The organism is Bradyrhizobium sp. MI1.10, from assembly GCF_055811035.1.
On record NZ_JBVVPN010000040.1, the window covers coordinates 46,708 to 68,122 of the forward strand.

Annotated in this window: 15 protein-coding genes; all 15 read left to right on the forward strand. The window is 65.0% G+C overall.

The genetic code is table 11. The features are described 5' to 3' along the window. The coding region (locus tag AC0L3K_RS31680; RefSeq protein ID WP_473367515.1) for a UDP-N-acetylmuramoyl-tripeptide--D-alanyl-D-alanine ligase at window positions 1-1,149 on the forward strand (1,149 nt) is incomplete at its 5' end. Window positions 1,150-1,313: 164 nt separating this feature from the next. Then, window positions 1,314-2,417: a phospho-N-acetylmuramoyl-pentapeptide-transferase gene (gene mraY, locus AC0L3K_RS31685; protein WP_473367516.1), complete on the forward strand. Its 1,104-nt coding sequence runs from the start codon at window positions 1,314-1,316 to the stop codon at window positions 2,415-2,417. Between the two features lie 118 nt (window positions 2,418-2,535). Then, the gene (murD, locus tag AC0L3K_RS31690) at window positions 2,536-3,936 is read left to right on the forward strand and encodes a UDP-N-acetylmuramoyl-L-alanine--D-glutamate ligase (RefSeq protein WP_473253842.1); all 1,401 of its coding nucleotides are present in this window, start codon (window positions 2,536-2,538) and stop codon (window positions 3,934-3,936) included. A 237-nt stretch (window positions 3,937-4,173) separates the two neighbouring features. Then, a complete protein-coding gene (ftsW, locus tag AC0L3K_RS31695) occupies window positions 4,174-5,325 on the forward strand; it encodes a putative lipid II flippase FtsW (RefSeq protein WP_018454238.1) in 1,152 nt (383 codons plus the stop codon). 169 nt (window positions 5,326-5,494) lie between these two features. Further along, complete coding sequence (gene murG / locus AC0L3K_RS31700; protein ID WP_473253843.1) at window positions 5,495-6,595, forward strand: undecaprenyldiphospho-muramoylpentapeptide beta-N-acetylglucosaminyltransferase; 1,101 nt, start codon at window positions 5,495-5,497, stop codon at window positions 6,593-6,595. A gap of 122 nt (window positions 6,596-6,717) precedes the next feature. After that, complete coding sequence (gene murC / locus AC0L3K_RS31705) at window positions 6,718-8,121, forward strand: UDP-N-acetylmuramate--L-alanine ligase (protein WP_473253844.1); 1,404 nt, start codon at window positions 6,718-6,720, stop codon at window positions 8,119-8,121. 4 nt (window positions 8,122-8,125) lie between these two features. Continuing rightward, the gene (murB, locus tag AC0L3K_RS31710; RefSeq protein ID WP_473367517.1) at window positions 8,126-9,046 is read left to right on the forward strand and encodes a UDP-N-acetylmuramate dehydrogenase; all 921 of its coding nucleotides are present in this window, start codon (window positions 8,126-8,128) and stop codon (window positions 9,044-9,046) included. A 110-nt stretch (window positions 9,047-9,156) separates the two neighbouring features. After that, window positions 9,157-10,143: a D-alanine--D-alanine ligase family protein gene (locus AC0L3K_RS31715; RefSeq protein WP_473253846.1), complete on the forward strand. Its 987-nt coding sequence runs from the start codon at window positions 9,157-9,159 to the stop codon at window positions 10,141-10,143. A gap of 350 nt (window positions 10,144-10,493) precedes the next feature. Next, window positions 10,494-11,534, forward strand: a complete 1,041-nt coding sequence (locus AC0L3K_RS31720; protein ID WP_473253847.1) for a cell division protein FtsQ/DivIB — start codon at window positions 10,494-10,496, stop codon at window positions 11,532-11,534. After that, window positions 11,531-12,853, forward strand: coding sequence for a cell division protein FtsA (gene ftsA / locus AC0L3K_RS31725; RefSeq protein WP_473367518.1), 1,323 nt, complete (start codon window positions 11,531-11,533; stop codon window positions 12,851-12,853). Before AC0L3K_RS31720 ends, ftsA begins: the two co-directional genes overlap by 4 nt. Window positions 12,854-12,940: 87 nt before the next feature. Next, window positions 12,941-14,746: a cell division protein FtsZ gene (gene ftsZ, locus AC0L3K_RS31730; protein ID WP_007600865.1), complete on the forward strand. Its 1,806-nt coding sequence runs from the start codon at window positions 12,941-12,943 to the stop codon at window positions 14,744-14,746. A gap of 361 nt (window positions 14,747-15,107) precedes the next feature. After that, on the forward strand, window positions 15,108-16,070 hold the full coding sequence (gene lpxC, locus AC0L3K_RS31735) for a UDP-3-O-acyl-N-acetylglucosamine deacetylase (protein ID WP_007600866.1): 963 nt from the start codon (window positions 15,108-15,110) through the stop codon (window positions 16,068-16,070). Between the two features lie 298 nt (window positions 16,071-16,368). Beyond that, window positions 16,369-17,274 (forward strand): outer membrane protein assembly factor BamD, encoded by a 906-nt coding sequence (locus tag AC0L3K_RS31740; protein ID WP_007600868.1) that lies wholly within the window; start codon window positions 16,369-16,371, stop codon window positions 17,272-17,274. Between the two features lie 13 nt (window positions 17,275-17,287). Continuing rightward, window positions 17,288-18,958 (forward strand): DNA repair protein RecN, encoded by a 1,671-nt coding sequence (gene recN, locus AC0L3K_RS31745; RefSeq protein WP_007600870.1) that lies wholly within the window; start codon window positions 17,288-17,290, stop codon window positions 18,956-18,958. 247 nt (window positions 18,959-19,205) lie between these two features. Next, complete coding sequence (gene ligA, locus AC0L3K_RS31750; RefSeq protein ID WP_157158651.1) at window positions 19,206-21,296, forward strand: NAD-dependent DNA ligase LigA; 2,091 nt, start codon at window positions 19,206-19,208, stop codon at window positions 21,294-21,296. The last annotated feature ends 119 nt before the right edge of the window (window positions 21,297-21,415 follow it).

Sequence of the window (21,415 nt, forward strand, 5' to 3'; positions counted from 1 at the left end):
CCCCCCGCCCCCCCCGCGCGCCCCCCCCCCCCCCCCCCCCCCCCCGCCCCCCCCCCCGGGGGGGCGGGGGGCGGGGGGGCCCCCCCCCCCCCCCCCCCCCCCCGCTTCAACGGGCCGGTGATCGGGCTCACCGGCAGCGCGGGCAAGACCAGCACCAAGGAATTCCTCGCGGCCTACCCCAATGCCTATGCCAGCCCGTCGAGCTTCAACAATTTCTGGGGCGTGCCGCTGACGCTGTGCAATGCGCGGCCCGATGCCAGTCTCTGGGTCGTCGAGATGGGCATGAACCAGGCCGGCGAGATCGCGCGGCTCAGCGAACTGACGCGTCCGACGGTCGCGCTCGTCGTCAACGTCCAGCCGGTGCATCTGGAGAAGCTCGGCTCGCTCGAAGCCATCCGCCGCGAGAAGGTGTCGATTGCACTCGGCCTGCCCGCGGAAGGCGTGCTGGTGCTGCCCGCCGGGATCAAGGCGCCGGACTGGAAGGGCAAGGTCATACGCTTCGGCGAGAAAGCCGAGGTGCACGAGGTCGCGCACGCGCCGCATGGCGACAGCTGGCAGGTCGTGGCCGCGCTGGGCAAGAAAGAGATCGCGTTCAGCCTGACGCCGGGCGCGCCGCACCGAGTCCAGAATGCGCTCGCCGCGCTCGCTTCGATCCGTGCGGCCAACCTCGATGCGGCGACGCTTGCGATCAAGCTCGACCGGGTCGGCATCATGACCGGCCGTGGCGTCGAGCAGGCAGTCGGTGGCGTCACCGTGATCGACGACAGCTTCAACGGCAATCCGGCCAGCGTGGCTGCCGCGCTGCAAAGCTTGCAGGCGCGCAACACGACCGGCGGCCGCCGCATTGCCGTGCTCGGCGACATGCTGGAGCTGGGCGACGGTGCGCCGGCCTACCACACCGACCTCGCCAGGCATCTCGACGGCATCGACGGCGTCTATTGCGTGGGGCCGCTGATGCGTCACCTGTTCGAGGTGCTTCCAGCCGGCAAGGGCCTCGGCTGGCATGACGACCCCGTCACGCTGAAGCCGGGCGAGGTCGCAAATCTGCTGAGGGCAGGCGATGTCGTGGTTGTCAAGGGCAGCAAGAAGATGTTCTGGGTCAACAAGTTTGTGCCGGGCCTAGTGGCCGCCTTGCAGGCAAGGGCGTAAACTGCTTGGAAGGCGCTGTTTCGGAATCCCACTCTTTCCGGCGCGAAGCCGTTCGTTTTCTTTAGAGGTCGCCCGACCCCATGATGAAGACCAGCGAATGCGCGTGAGGCAGGTTGACAAGGCCAAGATCAAGGCGCGTGCAAAGGCGCCATAGGACCGTCTGAATGTTTTACTGGCTGATCGAGCTCTCCAATACATTTCCGGGCTTCGGTGCCGTTCGCACCTTCCTGAACGTCTTCCGCTACATCACCTTCCGCACCGGCGGCGCCGTCGTCACCGGCGCGCTGTTCGTGTTCCTGTTCGGCCCCTGGATCATCGACCATCTGCGCATCCGGCAAGGCAAGGGGCAGCCGATCCGGGCCGATGGTCCGCAATCGCATCTCGCCAAAAAAGGCACGCCCACCATGGGTGGGCTGATGATCCTGTCCGGCCTCACGGTCGGCACGGTGCTGTGGGCCAATCCGCTCAACCCTTACGTCTGGATCGTACTGGCGGTGACGCTCGGTTTCGGCTTCGTCGGCTTCTATGACGATTATCTCAAGGTGACCAAGCAGACCACGACCGGCTTCGGCAGCAAGCTTCGCCTGCTGATCGAGGCGGCGATCGCGCTGGTTGCCTGCTACGCGCTGGTACGGCTGAACCGCGATCCCGCGTCGACCGCGCTGACGATTCCGTTCCTGAAGGACACCGTGCTGCATTTCGGCTGGTTCTTCGTCGTGTTCGGTGCCTTCGTCATCGTCGGCGCCGGCAACGCGGTGAACCTGACCGACGGTCTCGACGGCCTTGCCATTGTGCCCGTGATGATCGCGGCGGCGAGCTTTGCGATGATCGCCTATCTCGCCGGCAACGCGGTGTTCGCCGACTATCTCCAGATCAAATATGTCGCGGGCACCGGCGAGCTCGCCGTGCTCTGCGGCGCGCTGCTGGGCGCGGGCCTCGGCTTCCTCTGGTTCAACGCGCCGCCGGCCTCGATCTTCATGGGCGATACCGGCTCGCTCGCGCTCGGCGGCATGCTCGGTGCGATCGCGGTCGCGGTGAAGCACGAGATCGTGCTCGCGGTGATCGGCGGCCTGTTCGTGCTGGAGGCGGTCTCCGTCATCGTGCAGGTGGTGTCGTTCAAGATGACGGGAAAACGCATCTTCCGGATGGCGCCGATCCATCACCATTTCGAGCAGCTCGGCTGGACCGAGCCGCAGATCGTGATCCGGTTCTGGATCATCTCGGTGATGCTGGCGCTCGCCGGCTTGTCGACGCTGAAGCTGCGGTGATGATGGTCGCCGTGTTTCAATTTTGCTGTCATTCCGGGGCTCGCGAAGCGAGAACCCGGAATCTCGAGATTCCGGGTTCGACGCTAACGCGTCGCCCCGGAATGACAGGGGCCCAATCATGATCCCCGTCACGTCCTTTGCCGGCAAGACGGTCGCGGTGTTCGGCCTCGGCGGCTCGGGGCTCGCGTCCTGCCACGCGTTGAAGGCGGGAGGCGCCGAGGTGATCGCCGCCGACGACAGCGCCGAGAACGTCGCCAAGGCCGCGCAAGCGGGCTTCATCACGGCTGATCTGCGCAACGTCTCCTGGGCGAATTTCGCCGCACTTGTGCTCGCGCCCGGCGTGCCGCTGACCCACCCGGTGCCGCATTGGAGCGTGCTGAAGGCGCGCGAGGCCGCTATCGAGGTGATCGGCGACATCGAGTTGTTCTGCCGCGAGCGGCGCCGCCACGCGCCGGATGCGCCGTTCGTCGCCATCACCGGCACCAATGGTAAATCGACCACGACGGCTTTGATCGCGCACCTGACCAAAGTGGCCGGCTATGACACCCAGATGGGCGGCAATATCGGCACCGCGATCCTGTCGCTGGAGCCGCCGGGCATGGGCCGCGTCCACGTCATCGAGATGTCGTCCTACCAGATCGACCTCACGCCCTCGCTCGATCCCTCCGTCGGCATTCTGCTCAATGTCAGCGAGGACCACATCGATCGCCACGGCACCATCGCGCATTACGCTGCGGTGAAGGAACGCCTCGTTGCCGGTGTGCAGGCCGGCGGCACCGCGATCGTCGGCGTCGACGACGGTTTTTGCCGCGATATCGCCGACCGGCTCGATCGCACCGGCAAGAACGTCGTGCGTATCTCGGTCAGGAATCCGCTGGCCAGCGGCATCCATGTCGAGCATGGCAATATCGTGCGGACCTCCGGTGGTGCCCGCAGCGAAGTCGCCAAGCTCGGCGGCATCGGTTCTCTGCGCGGTCTGCACAATGCTCAGAACGCGGCGTGTGCGGCCGCCGCCGCGCTCGCGATGGGCATCAGCCTCGATGTCTTGCAGAACGGCCTGCGCAGCTTTCCGGGCCTTGCACATCGCATGGAGCAGGTCGGCCGCCGCGGCAACGTGCTGTTCGTCAACGACTCCAAGGGCACCAATGCAGACGCCACCGCGCACGCGCTGTCGTCCTTTTCGGACATCTTCTGGATCGCGGGCGGCAAGCCGAAGGCCGGCGGAATCACTGGCCTCACCGGCTACTTCCCGCGCATCCGAAAAGCCTATCTGATCGGCGAGGCCGCGCAGGAATTTTCCGGCACGCTCGGCACGCAGGTGCCGCACGAGATCAGCCAGACGCTCGACGTCGCCGTCGAGCAAGCCGCACGCGACGCGGAGGCGTCAGGCATCACCGACTCGGTCGTTCTGCTGTCGCCCGCCTGCGCCTCCTTCGACCAGTACCGCAATTTCGAGATCCGCGGCACCAGGTTCCGCGATCTGGCGCAGGCGCTGCCGGGTGTGAAGCCGGTGGTGTGAGGCGCGCTGCTGGTTCTTGCTCCGCTGTCGTCGTCCGGCTTGACCGGGCGACCCAGTATTCCAGAGGCGGCGCTTGAGCCGAGGGGCTGCGGCGTACTGGATGCCCCGGTCAAGCCGGGGCATGACAGGTGTTTTGCGGCGACGGCTGAGATCATCTCCAGTCATCCGCGTTTCCTTAACCCTGCGGTAACCAACCTCGGCGACCAATGGACCGACCTCTGTCCGAAAGCGGCCGCCATGCTCTCCCGTGAAGAACGCACCCCCTTTTCCGAGTGGTGGTGGACCGTCGACAAGCCGCTGATGGGTGCCATCCTGGCGCTGATGCTGACCGGTGTGATCCTGTCGCTGGCGGCGAGCCCGCCCGTTGCGACCCGCATCGGGCTCGATCCCTTCCACTTCTTCAGCCGCCACGTGCTGTTCCTGGTGCCGTCCTGCATCGTGCTGCTCGGGGTCTCCTTCCTGTCGCCGCGCGCGATCCGCCGCAGCGCGCTGATCATCTTCGCGGTCAGCATCGTCCTGATCGTGCTGACGCTCGCGATCGGCCCCGAAGTAAAGGGCTCGCGGCGCTGGATCACGCTGCTTGGCCTCAACATCCAGGCCTCCGAAATCGCAAAACCGTCGTTCGTCGTCATGGCCGCCTGGCTGTTCGCGGAATCCACCAGGCGGCCAGAAATGCCGGCAACCTCGATGGCGCTGGTGCTGCTCTTGATGCTGGTTTCGCTTCTGGTGATGGAACCGGATTTCGGCCAGACCATGCTGATCTTGATGGTGTGGGGCTCGCTGTTCTTCATCGCGGGCATGCGGATGATCTGGGTGTTCGGGCTCGCCGGCCTCGGCGCCGCCGGACTGTTCAGCGCCTACCTTTTTGTTCCTCACGTCGCCGGCCGCATCAAGCGCTTCATGAATCCGGCCTCGGGCGACACCTTTCAGGTCGATACCGCGATGGAAGCCTTCTACAACGGCGGCTGGTTCGGGCTCGGGCCGGGCGAGGGCATCGCCAAGCGCAGCCTGCCGGACAGCCACACCGACTTCGTGTTCGCGGTTGCCGCCGAAGAGTTCGGCATCATCCTGTGCCTCGCAATGCTGGCACTGTTTGCTTTCGTCGTCATCCGCACGCTGTCGCGCGCCTATGCCAACGAAGACATGTTCTCGCGCTTCGCGGCCTCGGGGCTTGCGATCCTGTTCGGCGTGCAGGCCGCGATCAACATGTCGGTCAATCTCCAGCTCATCCCCGCCAAGGGCATGACGCTGCCCTTCATCTCCTATGGCGGCTCCTCGATCGTGTCGCTGGCCTATGGTGTCGGCATGATGCTGGCGCTGACGCGGCTGCGCCCGCGCACCGAGGTCGAGGCAAGCGGCCACGCCGAGGCGATGCGCAGCTACGCGTGATTGCTCTCGTGTCCCTGACAAGCGAAGCGCAGATCCGGGACCCAGAATGCCGCAGCCATGGGCCCCGGTTCAGCAGCGCACCACGCCGCGAAGGGCGGCGCGCTGCGCTGCGCCCGGGGCACGAGCACCGGCTCGCAATGGCGGGAAAGTCCCTGTAAAACTCCTCTCCATGGACACCTCCCCCCTGATTCTTCTCGCCGCGGGCGGCACCGGCGGCCATCTGTTTCCGGCCGAGGCGCTCAGCGTCGAGCTGATCCGGCGCGGATTCCGTGTCCGCCTCGTCACCGACGAGCGCGCGCTGCGCTACAGTGGGCTGTTCACCAAGGACATGATCGACGTCGTCTCGAGCGAGACTGCGCGTGGACGCAATCCGCTGCAGCTCGCCTATGCCGGCCTGACGCTCGCGGCCGGCACGCTGTCCGCCTACAGCTTGATCAAGCGATTGAAGCCGGTCGCTGTCGTCGGCTTCGGTGGCTATCCGACGCTGCCGCCGCTGGTCGCGGCAAAATTCGCGGGCGTGCCCGGCATCATCCATGACGCCAATGCGGTGCTCGGCCGCGCCAACCGGTTCCTGTCGAGCCGCGTCCGCGCCATCGCCACTTCATTGCCTGGCGTGCTCGATCGCGATCCGGCGCTATCAGGCAAGACCACGACGGTCGGCACGCCGATGCGTCCGGCGATTCTCGCCGCAGCTGGCGTGCCATACGCTGCGCCTGAAGTGAACGGCCCGCTGCGGCTGCTCGTCGTCGGCGGCAGCCAGGGCGCGCGCATCATGGCCGACATCGTGCCGGGCGCGATCGAGCGCCTCGAGCCCGAACTGTGGGGCCGGCTCGTCCTCACCCAGCAGGTGCGTGACGAGGACATGGCGCGCGTGCGTGCGGTCTACGACAGGCTGAAGATCAAGGCCGAGCTTGCGCCGTTTTTCACCGATCTACCGGCACGGCTGGCCTCCAACCATCTGGTGGTGTCGCGCTCAGGCGCGGGCACCGTGGCCGAACTCGCCGCGATCGGGCGGCCCTCGATCCTGGTGCCGCTACCGGGCGCAATCGACCAGGACCAGTTCGCCAATGCCGGCGTGCTGGCCAAAGTCGACGGTGCGATCCGCATTCCGCAGACCGAGTTTTCCTCCGATCGCCTCGCCGCCGAGATCTCCGCCTTCGCCGCCGAGCCCGCGCGCCTTGCCGCCATGGCGCAGGCCGCCCGCGGCGCCGGCCGGCTCGATGCGGCTGAGCGGCTGGCCGATCTGGTGGCCAAAATCGCGGGAATCTGACGCGAAAAAGCCCTTGTCTTCGCCTTCTAAAGCGGGGCATCCAGTAGGAAAGGCGCGCGGCTGATTTGCCGTGACCTTCGCCAGATGCCGCCTTCTCCGGCGGCGAGGTCAGGGAATAGAGCATGAGACTGCCGCGCGAGATCGGACCCATCCACTTCGTCGGGATCGGCGGGATCGGCATGAGCGGCATCGCCGAAGTGCTGCTCAATCTCGGCTATTCCGTGCAGGGGTCCGACGCCTCCGACAATTACAATCTTGACCGCCTGCGCAAGAACGGCGCGAGGGTCTCGGTCGGCCACAAGGCGGAGAACGTCGACGGCGCCGAGGTCGTCGTGGTCTCCACCGCGATCAAGCGCGACAATCCGGAACTGACCGCGGCGCGCGAACGGCGTATCCCTGTGGTGCGCCGCGCCGAGATGCTGGCCGAGCTGATGCGGCTGAAGAGCTGCGTTGCCATCGCCGGCACCCACGGCAAGACCACCACGACCACGATGGTCGCGACGCTGCTCGACGCCGGCGGCCTCGATCCCACCGTGATCAACGGGGGCATCATCAACGCCTACGGCTCCAACGCGCGTCTCGGTGCGGGCGACTGGATGGTAGTCGAAGCCGACGAGAGCGACGGCACGTTCCTGAAGCTGCCGACCGAGGTCGCGATCGTCACCAATGTCGATCCCGAGCATCTCGATCACTTCAAGACCTTCGAGGCGGTGCAGGACGCATTCCGCCATTTCGTCGAGAACCTGCCATTCTACGGCTTTGCCGTGATGTGCATCGATCATCCCGTAGTGCAGACTCTCGTCGGCAAGATCGAGGATCGGCGCATCATCACCTATGGCGAGAATCCGCAGGCCGATGTGCGCTTCGTCGACCTCACCCCGATGGGCGGCGGATCGAAGTTCAAGGTTGCCTTCCGCGATCGCAAGACGGGCGCCGTGCACGAGATCTCCAATCTCATGCTGCCGATGCCGGGACGCCACAATGCCTCCAACGCGACGGCCGCGATTGCGGTCGCGCGCGAGCTCGGCGTGTCGGACGAGGCAATCCGCAAGGCGATCGCCGGCTTCGGCGGCGTCAAGCGCCGCTTCACCAAGACCGGAGAATGGAACGGCGTCACCGTCATCGACGATTACGGCCATCATCCGGTCGAGATCGCGGCGGTGCTGAAGGCGGCGCGGGAATCCACCAACGGCAAGATCGTCGCCGTCGTGCAGCCGCATCGCTATACCCGTCTGCAGTCGCTGTTCGAGGAATTCTGCACCTGCTTCAACGACGCCGATGCGGTGATCGTCGCCGAGGTCTACGCAGCAGGCGAGACGCCGATCGAGGGCATCGACCGCGACCATTTCGCCGCGGGCCTGCGCGCCCACGGCCACCGCGAGGTCATCCCGCTGTCGACGGCGTCCGATCTCGCTGGCATCGTCAAGGGCGTGGCGAAGTCGGGCGATCTCGTCGTGTGCCTTGGCGCCGGCAACATCACGCAATGGGCATATGCGCTGCCCGGCGAATTGAAGGCGCTGGGGTAGGGCAGTGGGCTTCCCCGACATCACACCCGACCTCAAAGCCGCGATGCCCGATCTTCGCGGTCGGCTGCTGGCGAACCAGTCGCTGGCCGAGCTCACCTGGTTTCGCGTCGGCGGTCCGGCGCAGGTGCTGTTCACGCCGGCGGACGAGGACGATCTCGCCTACTTCCTCGCGCATCTCGCAAGCGACATTCCCGTCTATGTCGTCGGCGTCGGCTCCAACCTGATCGTGCGCGACGGCGGCATGGCTGGCGTGGTGGTCCGTCTGGCGCCGCGCGCCTTCGGCGAGGCGAGCGCGAGCGGCGATGTCGTCACCGCGGGCGCGGCCGCGCTCGACAAGCGCGTGGCGGAAGTCGCCGCGTCCGCCAATATCGGCGGGCTCGAATTCTATTTCGGCATTCCCGGCACGATCGGCGGCGCGTTGCGCATGAATGCGGGCGCCAATGGCGGCGAGACCAGGGACGTGTTGATCGAGGCCCGAGGCGTCGGGCGCGACGGCGCGAAGCACGTCTTCTCCAATGCCGACATGAAGTTCGTCTACCGCAACAGCGGCGTCGATCCCTCGATCATCTTCACCTCCGCGCGTTTCCGCGGTGAGATCAGGGATGCCGAGGCGATCCGCGCGCGCATGGCGGAAGTGCAAACCCATCGCGAGACCGCGCAGCCGATCCGCGAAAAGACCGGCGGCTCGACCTTCAAGAATCCGCCCGGCGATTCCGCCTGGAAGCTGGTCGATGCTGCCGGCTGCCGCGGCCTGCGCGTCGGCGGTGCCGAGGTCTCCGAGATGCATTGCAATTTCCTGATCAACACGGGTGACGCCACCGCGCACGACATCGAGACGCTGGGCGAGACCGTGCGTGAACGGGTGAAGGCAAATTCCGGAATTGAGCTACACTGGGAAATCAAGCGGATCGGAATTCCCGCGTGAGTGTCATTCCGGGGCTCGCGAAGCGAGAGCCCGGAATCTCGAGATTCCGGGTTCGATGCTTCGCATCGCCCCCGGAATGACGAACACAGACAGGTGACGGACCAAAGAACATGCGCATCACCATCCTTTTCGGCGGCTCCAATCGCGAACGTCTGGTTTCGGTCGCCTCAGCCCAGGCGCTGCATCAGGCGCTGCCCGAGGCCGATCTCTGGTGGTGGGATGTGGAGGACAAGGTGCATGTCGTGCAGTCCAGACAGCTGCTCGAACATGCCCGCCCATTCGAGGACGAGTTCAAGCCGGGCACGTCAGGCATTCCGTTGCAGCAGGCGCTCGACCAGGCCAGGGCGGAGAACCGCGTGCTGGTGCTCGGCCTGCACGGCGGGCGCGCCGAGAACGGCGAATTGCAGGTGATGTGCGAGGCGCGCGGCGTGCCGTTCACCGGATCGGGCTCGGCCTCCTCGCATCTCGCGTTCGACAAGTTCGCGGCCAAACATTTCGCCGCGCTCGGCGGCGTGTCGCCGCCGGCCAACATTGCGCTGGACCAGATCGACGAGGCCTTCGCCGAATACGGCCGGCTGATCGCAAAGCCCGCCAGGGATGGCTCGAGCTACGGCCTGATCTTCGTTAACGCCAGGCAGGATCTCGTCGCCGTCCGCAATGCCGCCAAGCACGAAGAGTACGTGATCGAGCCCTACATCGCTGGCGTCGAGGCGACCTGCGGCGTGCTGGAGCGGCCGGATGGCTCGATCATCTCGCTGCCGCCGATCGAGATCATTCCGGGCGAGGGCAGTTTCGACTACGCGGCAAAATATCTTTTGAAGTCGACCCAGGAGATCTGTCCCGGCCGCTTCGCACCCGAAATCACCGCCGCGCTGAAGCAGCAGGCGATGCTGGCGCACCGGGCGATGTCCTGTTCCGGCTATTCCCGTTCGGACTTCATCGTCTCGGACAAGGGGCTGGTCTATCTCGAAACCAACACGCTACCCGGCCTGACCAAGTCCTCGCTCTACCCCAAGGCGCTGAAGGCCGAGGGGATCGAGTTCGTCGACTTCCTGCGCGGCCTGGTCGAGCTCGCCGTGGCCGGTGTGCGAAAATAATTAGGACTGGTTAACGGCCAAACTGGCGAAACGGGCGGTTTTGGAACCCAAAACCGGTAAAATGCCGGATATTGCGGCATAAATGCCTCACAGGCCTCGGCAAAAAGCTCACGTCGTTAACGAACTTTACCTTTTGTTTACCAGGACGTCCGAAGGTTAACGCTGGCGGCGCATATGACGCTTTGGCTGCCGGCGCGTGGACCGTTGCGGGTGTTGTCACCCCCAGCGAACGCTCTGAAGGGGAGAGGTTTTCTTCTGCTGAAGACCAGCACCCGGCCCGGCAAGTCCGAGACGTCATGTTCGCCAGGACCCGCGCGATGTCGCGGGCAAACTGTTGACGAGCTCGTGCAATGGATGGAGCAGGAAGCCTCACTCGGTCGCTTTTCAGATCGCTGAGGCCCCAAGCTGACCTGAAGGCGGCCGCTATCGGAGCGGTCGTGCTTCTGCGCGAGTGGGTGCAGGACAAGCGTCTGGAACGAGTTCACGGCGCGCGTGCTGCAGCCGAGGAAAAGATTAAAGCCAAAGCCCGGGCCAAAGCCGTCATCGAACGCGAGCCTCCGCCGCGGTTGGTCGCGCTGGTCGAGCGCTATCTGCCGCGCCGGGTCGGGATCAGCATGACGGTGCTGCTCCTGATCGGAAGCTGCGGCTTCGGTATCGTCAAAGGCGGCCATCTCCAGGATTTCATCACGGCGGTCAACGACACCCGTAACGCGCTGGCCAATTCCGCCGGCTTCCGCATCACCTCCGTCGTGATCAACGGCCGCAAGCAGCTCAGCCAGGACGAGATCCTTGCGATCGGCGGCGTCAGCGGCCGATCCTCGCTGCTGTTCCTCGACGCCGACGCCGTGCGCGACAAGCTCAAGGCCAATCCCTGGATCGCGGATGCGACCGTGCTGAAGCTGTATCCCGGCCAGCTCATGATCGAGCTCACCGAGCGCAAGGCGTTCGCACTGTGGCAGGAGGCCGGCCGGCTCTCCGTCATCGCCGATGACGGCGCCGTGCTCGAACCCTATGTCTCGCGCCGCTTCCTGTCGCTGCCGCTCGTGGTCGGCAAGGGTGCCGAGACGCAGGCTCGCGATTTCCTCGCTTTGCTGGCGCGCTATCCGCAGGTCAATTCCATCACCAAGGCCGCGATCTTCGTCGGGGAGCGGCGCTGGAACCTGAGGCTCAAGGACGGCCTGGACATCCGCCTGCCCGAACAAGACGTCGGCAACGCGCTTGCGATGCTGTCCAGGCTCGACAAGGAGGACAAGCTGTTCTCCCGCGACATCGTCGCGGTCGACCTGCGCCTGCCCGATCGGCTGGTGGTGCAGCTGTCCGAGGACGCCGCCAAGGCGCGCGACGATTTGTTCAAGGACAAGAAGAAGAAAAAGGCCGGGGACGCTGCATGACCGGTCTTGATCGCACCCAGACACCGAAGACGCGCCCGATGCCGCACAAGCGCGGCGGCCTCGTCGCCTGCCTCGACATCGGCACCAGCAAAATCGCCTGCATGATCGCGCGGCTGAAGCCGTCGGCGCCGAGCGAAGCCCTGCGCGACCGGACCCATGCGGTGGAGCTGATCGGCTACAGCCAGATCCAGTCCCGCGGCATGAAGGCCGGCGCCGTGATCGATCTCGGCGAATGCGAGCAGGCGGTGCGACAGGCCGTCGGGCTTGCGGAGAAAATGGCCAAGGTGCGGGTCGAGTCCGTGCTGCTGTCGGTGTCCGGCGGCCGGCTCTCCGGTCAGCTGGTCGAAGCTGCGGCCGACATCCGCGGCGGCGCCGTGACGCCGGCCGATGTCAGCCGGGTCACCTCCACCGGCATGCGCCACGCCACCGGCGAAGGCCGCACCGTGCTGCACGCGCTGCCGATCGGCTACACGCTCGACGGCGTCAAGGGCATCCGCGATCCCCGCGGGATGGTCGCGCATCAGTTCGGCATCGACATGAATGTCGTCACTTGCGACGCCACGGTGGCGCGGAACCTGATGCTGGCGGTGGAACGCTGCCACATCAACGTCGAAGCCATGGCGGCAAGTCCCTATGTGGCAGGCTTGTCGGTGCTGACCGACGACGAGGCCGACCTCGGCGCTGCCGTCGTCGAGATGGGCGCGGGCACCACCACGATCGCGGTCTTTTCCGGCGGCCGCTTCGTGCATGCCGCGGGTTTTGCGGTCGGCGGGCAACACATCACGATGGATCTGGCGCGCGGACTCTCCGCGACCATTGCCGATGCCGAGCGAATCAAGACGTTATACGGGACCGTCATCACCGGCGGATCGGACTCGCGTGAGCTGATGTCTGTACCGACAGCCGGTGACGAGCAGGATCTGCCGCAGATCGTCTCCCGCGCTACCATCGCCAACATCGTCAAGCATCGTGCCGAGGAAGTCTTCGAAATGGTTCGGGACAAGCTGAAGGATTCGCCCTTCGCCTCGGAGCCCAACGGCCGCGTCGTGCTCTCAGGCGGGGCCTCGCAGCTCACCGGTCTCGTTGAGCTCGGAACGCAGATTCTCGGCCGGCCCGTGCGGGTCGGACGTCCGCTCGGTTTCGGCCGGCTGCCCAGCGAGGCGAAGAACGCCGCCTTCGCGGTGCCGGCCGGACTGCTCGTCTACCCGCAATATGTTCACCACGAACATGTCGAACCGCGGCATACGCGGCAGCAGGTCAGGACGGGGACCGGCGGGTATTTCGGAAAGGTCGGACGATGGCTACGCGAGGGCTTCTGATGACTCCTTCCCGCAATATTCGATTTTCACCAACTCCCGCGGCCGCCGGCCGGGGCGAACCCACGCGCGCGTGATCGAGAGGCAAACATGACCATCAGCATCAATGTTCCTGATATTCACGAACTGAAGCCCCGCATCACCGTGTTCGGCGTCGGCGGCGCCGGTGGTAACGCCGTCAACAATATGATCACGGCGGGCCTCCAGGGCGTCGACTTCGTGGTCGCCAACACCGACGCGCAGGCGCTGACGATGTCGAAGGCGCAGCGCATCGTGCAGATGGGCACGGCGGCCACGCAAGGGTTGGGCGCAGGTTCGCAGCCGGTCGTCGGCGCGGCCGCAGCCGAAGAGGTGATGGACGAGCTCCGCGACCATCTCTCGGGCGCCAACATGGTGTTCGTCACCGCCGGCATGGGCGGCGGCACCGGCACCGGTGCGGCTCCCGTGATCGCCAAGATCGCGCGCGAGATGGGCATCCTCACCGTCGGCGTCGTGACCAAGCCCTTCCACTTCGAGGGCGGCCGCCGCATGCGCACCGCGGAAGCGGGCATCAACGAGCTGCACAAGGTCGTCGATACGCTGCTGATCATCCCGAACCAGAACCTGTTCCGGGTCGCCAACGAGAAGACCACCTTCGCCGACGCCTTCGCGATGGCCGACCAGGTGCTCTATTCGGGCGTTGCCTGCATCACCGACCTCATGGTGAAGGAAGGCCTGATCAATCTCGACTTCGCCGACGTCCGCGCCGTCATGCGCGAGATGGGCAAGGCGATGATGGGCACGGGCGAAGCCTCCGGCGACAAGCGCGCGCTGACCGCCGCCGAAGCCGCGATCGCCAACCCGCTGATCGACGATAGCTCGATGAAGGGCGCCAAGGGCCTCCTGATCTCCATCACCGGCGGCAAGGATCTCACTTTGTTCGAGGTCGACGAAGCTGCGACCCGCATCCGCGAGGAAGTCGACCAGGACGCCAACATCATCGTCGGCGCCACCTTCGACGAAGCCCTCGACGGCCTGATCCGCGTCTCGGTCGTCGCGACCGGCATCGAACAGGCCGCGATCGCGCGCAACAGCCAGGCCACCAGCGCTCCCGTCGCGAATCCTGCTCCGCAGGCGCAGCAGGCTCCCGCTGCTCCGGCCGCGGCTGCCGAGAGCCGTCTTGCCGATCTGACCGCACGGCTGCGCGCCGACAATCAGCGCATGGCCGAGCGCGCCCAGAAGTTCGAAGCGCAGACCCCGGCCGCCGGAACGGGTCAGTTTGCCGCCGCTCCCACGGCTCCGCGTCCGAACGTAGAGCGCGCTGCGCTTGCCGCCATCGCCGCCGCCGTTGCCGACGTACCGCAGGCTCCCGCGCCGATGCAGACCTATGGCGACGTCACCGTGCGGCCGATCGCGCAGAAGCCCACGCTGTTCCCGGAGCCCGAGCAGGCGCCGATGGCCATGCATGAGCCCATGACGCCGGAAACCTTCATCCCGCCGCAGGCCGAGCGTGCGCCGGTCCGCACACCGCGGATGCCGCGGATCGAGGAACTTCCGATGCCGGCCCAGGCTGAGCTTCGCCAGGCCCGCGGCGAGGTCGAGGAAGAGACCCCGCAGAAGACCCGGCTGTCGCTGCTGCAGCGCCTCGCCAATGTCGGCCTCGGCCGTCGTGACGAGGAGAGCGAAGCGCCGATCGCGGCCCGCACCGCCGGTCCCGCGATGCCGCCGTTGCCCGATCGCCGCCCCCAGAAGACCGTGGCGCAGCAAATCGCTTCCGCCGAGCCGGTGTCCGAGTATGCCCGTCGTCCCGCGCCGCAGGGCCTGGACATGCACGGCCGTCCCGCGCCTGTTGCCCCGGCGCCACAGGGAGACGACCATCTTGATATCCCGGCCTTCCTGCGACGGCAGGCGACCTGAGGATTGTTACAATAAGGCAGACGAAAAAAGGTCCCGGCGGGAAGCTTGCCGGGACCTTTTCTTTTGCCCCGTGCATACCCGGATTGCGTAGCCAAGCAACTGATTTTAAATAATTAATTACATATTCGATGGTTCAGTAAAACTACCGAAAACGGTCCCGAACTCCGGTCCAATTTGGTTAAGCCTTGGCGCTAATACGGCGGGTTTGGGGTAACAATCGGTAAAAAAGCGTGAGTTGGCGCTGTTTGAGGCAGTGACTATGGTTTGCCGTGACTTGGGGATACGGATTCGGAAGCGAGCGGTCTCAGCCGCTCAGTCGGGTTCAGTATAAGTCGCGGTGGTCGTAGTGGGGCGGTTCCTGATGAAATTTAGCCGGCAAACAACGCTTCGTGCGCAAGCCAGTGTGGCAGGCGTCGGCGTTCATTCCGGTCTTCCCGTCACGCTCACGCTTGGACCCGCGCCTGTCGACGCGGGCTTTGTTTTTATCCGCACCGGGCTTGAGGGAAGCGACCGCGAAGTTCAGGCCACCGCCGAGCAGGTGATCGCGACCGATTTCGCCACCGTCCTCGGTGATCGCGACGGTCCGCTGGTTTCCACCGCCGAGCATGTGCTTGCTGCACTGCGGGGCATGGGCGTCGACAACGCAATCATCGAGATCGACGGGCCGGAAGTGCCGATCATGGACGGCAGCGCCGCGGCCTTCGTTGCGGCGATCGACCAGGCCGGCATCGTGACCCAGCCGGCACAGCGCCGCTTCGTTCAGGTTTTGAAGCCGATCTCGGTCAAGATCGGCGACTCCTTCGGCGAGATCCGGCCCTATGCCGACGGGTTCCGCGCCGAGGTCGAGATTAACTTCACGAATCCTGTCATCGGCCAGCAGAGCTACGCCTTCGACCTCAACCCGGAGCGTTTCCGCCGCGAAGTCGGCCGGGCCCGGACTTTCGGTCTGATGTGCGACGTTGCGCGGCTCTGGAGCGCCGGCTATGCGCTCGGCGCCTCCTTCGACAATACCGTCGTGTTCGACGAGGAGCGGCTGCTCAACACCGAAGGCCTGCGCTACGCCGACGAATGCGCCCGCCACAAGGTGCTGGACGTGATTGGTGACCTTGCTCTGGCGGGTCTGCCGCTGCTCGGCGCCTACCGCTCGGTTCGTGGCGGCCACAAGCTCAATCACGCCGTCCTGACCGCGCTGCTCGCCGACCGCACCGCCTGGCGGGTGGTCGAGGGCGAAGCAGCCCGCCGCACCACGCGTCCGGTGGCCGAAACCGGTCGCGGCATCGTCGGTGGCCGGGTCGCCGCGGTCTACGGGCCAGACGTTTCCTAAAAGAGAGACGGATCCTGAAGCGAACGTTTCCTAAAAGAGAGACGGGTCCTGAACAGACCCGTCGCCACAGGCGTTTGGCGGCGGCTTTCCCCGGGAAACTCCTGGTAACGATGATCGGCTAGGATTGCGGCGCGTTCGCCTTAATCCGGGCGGAATGCCTGCCTATCCGGGTTGGTTGAAGATCGTTTTTCGGTTACACCGGCGTGGTCGCACGGCAGGCACCACGGCTATATTTCGCGCCCAGGACGGGGTTCATGGGCTGGCGGACACCGCACCACAGGGCGTCAGGGCAATACTCATGTCGGCACAGCGTATGACGCGCGGATATCGTCAAGTTCCGTCTCGAGAAGTCTCGTCTCGAGTCCGCGGGCTGCTTCAGGTTGTCGCCCTCTTCGTGCTCGCGCTGCCGCTGGCCGGCTGCGGCACCGGCGCGCTTTGGGACAAGTTCACCGCCAAGGACGACACCTTCGTCGAGGAGCCCGCTGACAAGATCTACAATGAGGGCCTGTACCTCATGAACGAGAAGAAGGACATGAAGGCGGCGAACAAAAAGTTCGAAGAGGTCGACCGCCAGCATCCTTATTCCGACTGGGCCCGCAAATCGTTGTTGATGTCGGCCTACGCGTCCTACCAGGGCGGCGATTATGACAGTTGCATCGGCGCCGCCACCCGCTACGTCACGCTGCATCCCGGCAGCCCGGATGCGGCCTACGCGCAATATCTGATTGCCGCCTCGCATTACGACCAGATTCCGGACATCAGCCGCGACCAGACCCGCACCGAGAAGGCGATCGCCTCGCTGGAAGAGGTGGTGCGCAAATATCCGACCTCCGAATATGCGACCTCGGCCAAGGCCAAGATCGAAGGTGCGCGCGACCAGCTCGCCGGCAAGGAAATGAACGTCGGCCGCTATTACGCGCAGAAGCGCGACTACACGGCGGCGATCAACCGCTACAAGGCCGTGGTGACGCAGTACCAGACCACCCGCCATGTCGAGGAGGCGCTGTACCGCCTGACCGAGGCCTATATGGCGATCGGCATCGTCGGCGAGGCCCAGACGGCTGCCGCCGTGCTCGGGCACAATTTTCCTGACAGTCGCTGGTACAAGGACGCCTATAATCTTGTAAAATCAGGCGGTCTCGAACCGAGCGAGAATCAGGGGTCCTGGATTAGCAAGACCTTCAAGAAAATGGGTCTCGGCTAGGAAATAGAGTTCCATGCTGGCGCGTCTGTCGATCCGTGACATCGTCCTGATCGAACGGCTCGATATCGAATTCGCAACCGGCCTCGCGGTTTTGACCGGCGAGACCGGTGCGGGCAAATCCATCCTGCTCGATGCCTTTGCGTTGGCGCTCGGCGGCCGCGGCGATGCCGGCCTCGTGCGCCACGGCGCGGAGCAGGGGCAGGTTACTGCCGTGTTCGATATCCCCAAGAATCACCCTGCAGCGAAGATCCTCGCGGAGAACGGGCTGGAGGATACCGGCGAGATGATTCTCCGCCGGGTCCAGCTCGCCGACGGCCGCACCCGCGCCTTCATCAACGACCAGGCGATCAGCGTGCAGACGCTGAAGGCGGTCGGTGCTGCCCTGGTCGAGATCCACGGCCAGCACGACGAGCGCGCGCTGGTCGATGCCGCCACCCACCGCCGCCTGCTCGACGCCTTCGCCGGTCTCGAAAAGGATGTCTCGGCGGTCGAGGCGCTCTGGGACGCCCGCCGCACCGCCAACACCGCGCTGGAGGAGCATCGCGCCGGCATGGAGCGCGCTGCGCGCGAAGCCGATTACCTCCGTCACGCCTCCGACGAATTGAAGCAGCTCGCGCCCAGGGATGGCGAGGAGACCTCGCTGGCGTCCCGTCGGACCACCATGATGCAGGGCGAGAAGATCGCCTCCGACCTGCGCGAGGCGCAGGAGGCGGTCGGCGGCCACCATTCGCCGGTCGCCTCGCTCTCGGCCGCCGTGCGCCGGCTGGAGCGCCGCGGCGTCAACGCGCCGGCGCTGGTCGAGCCCGCGGTGAGGGCGATCGACATCGCGATCAACGCGCTGGAGGAAGCCGACCAGCATCTGCAGGCGGCGCTTGCCGCGACCGATTTCGATCCCTCAGAGCTCGAACGCATCGAGGAGCGCCTGTTCGCGTTGCGCGCCGCCTCGCGCAAATATTCGACGCCGGTCGACGGGCTCGCCGCGCTTGCCGCCAGATATGCCGCCGATGTCGTTCTGATCGATGCCGGCGCCTCACGGCTGAAGAAGCTGGACCAGGCCGCGATCGAGGCCGATGCGCGCTATGCGGCGGCGGCCAAGAAGCTGTCGATGGCGCGGCAGAAATCCGCGGAGAAGCTCAACAAGGCGGTCAATGCCGAGCTCGCGCCGCTCAAGCTCGAACGCGCCAAGTTCATGACCCAGGTCCAGACCGACGAGGCAGCTCCAGGGCCGCAAGGGTTCGACCGCGTCGAGTTCTGGGTGCAGACCAACCCGGGCACCAAGCCAGGGCCGATGATGAAGGTCGCCTCCGGCGGCGAGCTGTCGCGTTTCCTGCTGGCGCTGAAGGTCGTGCTGTCCGACCGCGGCTCGGCGCCGACTTTGGTGTTCGACGAGATCGACACCGGCGTCGGCGGCGCGGTCGCGGACGCGATCGGCGGACGGCTGGCGCGGCTCGCCGGCAAGGTCCAGGTGATGGCCGTGACGCACGCCCCGCAGGTCGCCGCCCGTGCCGACCAGCATCTGCTGATCTCCAAGGACGCGCTGGACAAGGGCAAGCGCGTCGCCACCCGCGTCAATGCGCTCGCCGCCGACCACCGCCGCGAGGAGATCGCGCGGATGCTCGCCGGCGCCGAGATCACCGCCGAGGCGAGGGCTGCCGCGGACCGGCTGCTCAAGGCGGCGAGCTAGTACGACTCTCATGGCACAAAAGCGAAGCAACTATAATAAAGCCATCGCGCTAAATTACATTGCCGACGATTGGCTTCTCGTTGATCCGCATCTTCGAAAAGCTCAATTGGTCGCCATTCTTAATTCTTTTGAAGACGAGCACTTACATGAAGTCTTTGCCTTTCATCAAAGACTGCATGAGTTGGATGCAGACGAGAAACGGAAGGCACTCATAAGTCTGCCAAAAGCCTTCGAAAAAGAAACTTCGATGATGCTGCGGGCTTACACTGAGGAGATCGAGAGGGCGAAGCACGCCTACTATAACTTGGACAAGCCGATCCTGCTGGACGCAGATTACGATGTCCTAGAGAAGCTGCTTATCAGTACATGGAAGCAACAGAAGCGATGGAAGGAATACTTCGATCGAATAAAGGTCGTTGGAGCGAAGCCCTCTGGGCGCTTTGCGAAGGTGCAGCATGTCGTGCCCATGCTCTCGCTCAGCAATGCCTTCAGCGACGAGGATGTGACGGAATTCGTCGGCCGCGTCCGGCGTTTCCTCAAGCTCGATGACGATGAGATTCCGGCGCTAGTCGCCGAGCCCAAGATCGACGGACTGTCACTGTCGCTGCGCTACCAAGACGGCGAACTGGTTCGTGCCGCGACCCGTGGCGATGGATTCACCGGCGAGGACGTGACCGAGAATGTCCGCACCATCAAGGACGTTCCGCACACGCTGAAGGGCCGACACATCCCCGCGGCCTGCGAACTGCGCGGCGAGGTCTATATACTCAAGAAGGATTTTATCGAGCTGAACAAGAAGCAGGCCGCCGCTGACGATACGGTCTTTGCCAATCCGCGCAATTCGGCGGCAGGTTCGTTGCGCCAGAAGGACGTCTCGGTCACGGCATCGCGGCCATTGAAGTTCTTTGCCTACACTTGGGGCGAGATGAGCGAACGGCCGGCGGAGACGCAGCATGGCATGCTGGAGTGGATGGACAAGGCAGGATTCGTGGTCAATCCGCTGACCCGAGTGTGCAAGAGCGTCGACGACGTCCTAAAGTTCTACAGCAAGATCGGCGAGGACCGCGCCTCGCTTGGCTATGATATCGACGGTGTGGTCTATAAGGTCGATCGGCTTGACTGGCAGGACCGGCTCGGTTTCGTCTCTCGTAGCCCGCGCTGGGCGATCGCCCACAAGTTCGCGGCCGAGCAGGCGACGACGGCTCTCAATGGTATTGATATCCAGGTCGGCCGCACCGGCGCGATGACGCCGGTCGCTCGGCTCGAGCCGGTGACGGTCGGTGGCGTCGTCGTTTCGAATGCTACGCTGCACAACGAGGATTACATAAAGGGGATTGGCAACGACGGTAACCCGCTTCGCGATGGCGTCGATCTCCGCGTCGGCGATACCGTTGTTGTCCAGCGCGCCGGCGATGTCATCCCTCAGGTCGTCGGCGTAGTCATGGACAAGCGGCCGAAGAGCGCCAAACCTTACAAATTTCCAGAGACCTGTCCGGTGTGTGGCAGCCATGCCGTCCGCGAAGAGGGCGAGGCGGTGCGCCGCTGCACCGGCGCGCTGATCTGCCCGGCGCAGGCGGTGGAGCGGCTCAAGCATTTCGTCTCGCGCCTCGCATTCGATATCGACGGGCTTGGCGAGAAGCAGATCCAGGAATTTTATCAGGAGGGCATTGTGATGTCGCCGGTCGACATCTTTACGCTCCGGGAACGCGACAAGCGGTCGGTTAAGAAGTTGATGGAACGTGAAGGCTACGGCGAGACGTCGGTACGCAACTTGTTCGACGCGATCGACGCCCGACGCAATATCGAGTTGCATAGACTGATCTTCGCTCTCGGTATTCGCCACGTCGGCGAGGGCAACGCCAAGCTATTGGCCCGGCACTACGCCACGATCGAAAATTTCCGCGGTGCGATGCTGGCCGCCGCGACAGGCCTTGGCAAGGAAGAGAACAATACGGAGGCGTATCAGGACCTCAACAACATCGGCGGAATTGGCAAAATCGTGGCCGATGCGGTGGTCGAGTTCTTCGCCGAACCCCGTAACGTCAAGGCGCTCGGCGAATTGCTTGGCGAGATCGAGGTGAAGCCCGCCGAACAGCCGCGCAAGAGCTCGCCGGTCTCGGACAAGACGGTCGTGTTCACGGGGTCGCTGACCAAGTTCACCCGCGACGAAGCCAAGGCAATGGCCGAGCGTCTTGGCGCCAAGGTCGCGGGCTCGGTCTCGAAGAAGACCGACTACGTCGTCGCGGGCGAGGACGCCGGCTCCAAGCTCACCAAGGCACGCGAGCATGGCGTCAAGGTGCTGACCGAGGACGAGTGGTTGGCGCTGATCGGGGAATGAGGGCTTCTTTCGTCATTGCGAGCGAAGCGAAGCAATCCAGAATTGAGCCTCCCCTAAATCGGTGGACACCTATAGCTTAGACAGCAAGAGGTGTCAGATGACGAAACGGCAGCGACGTT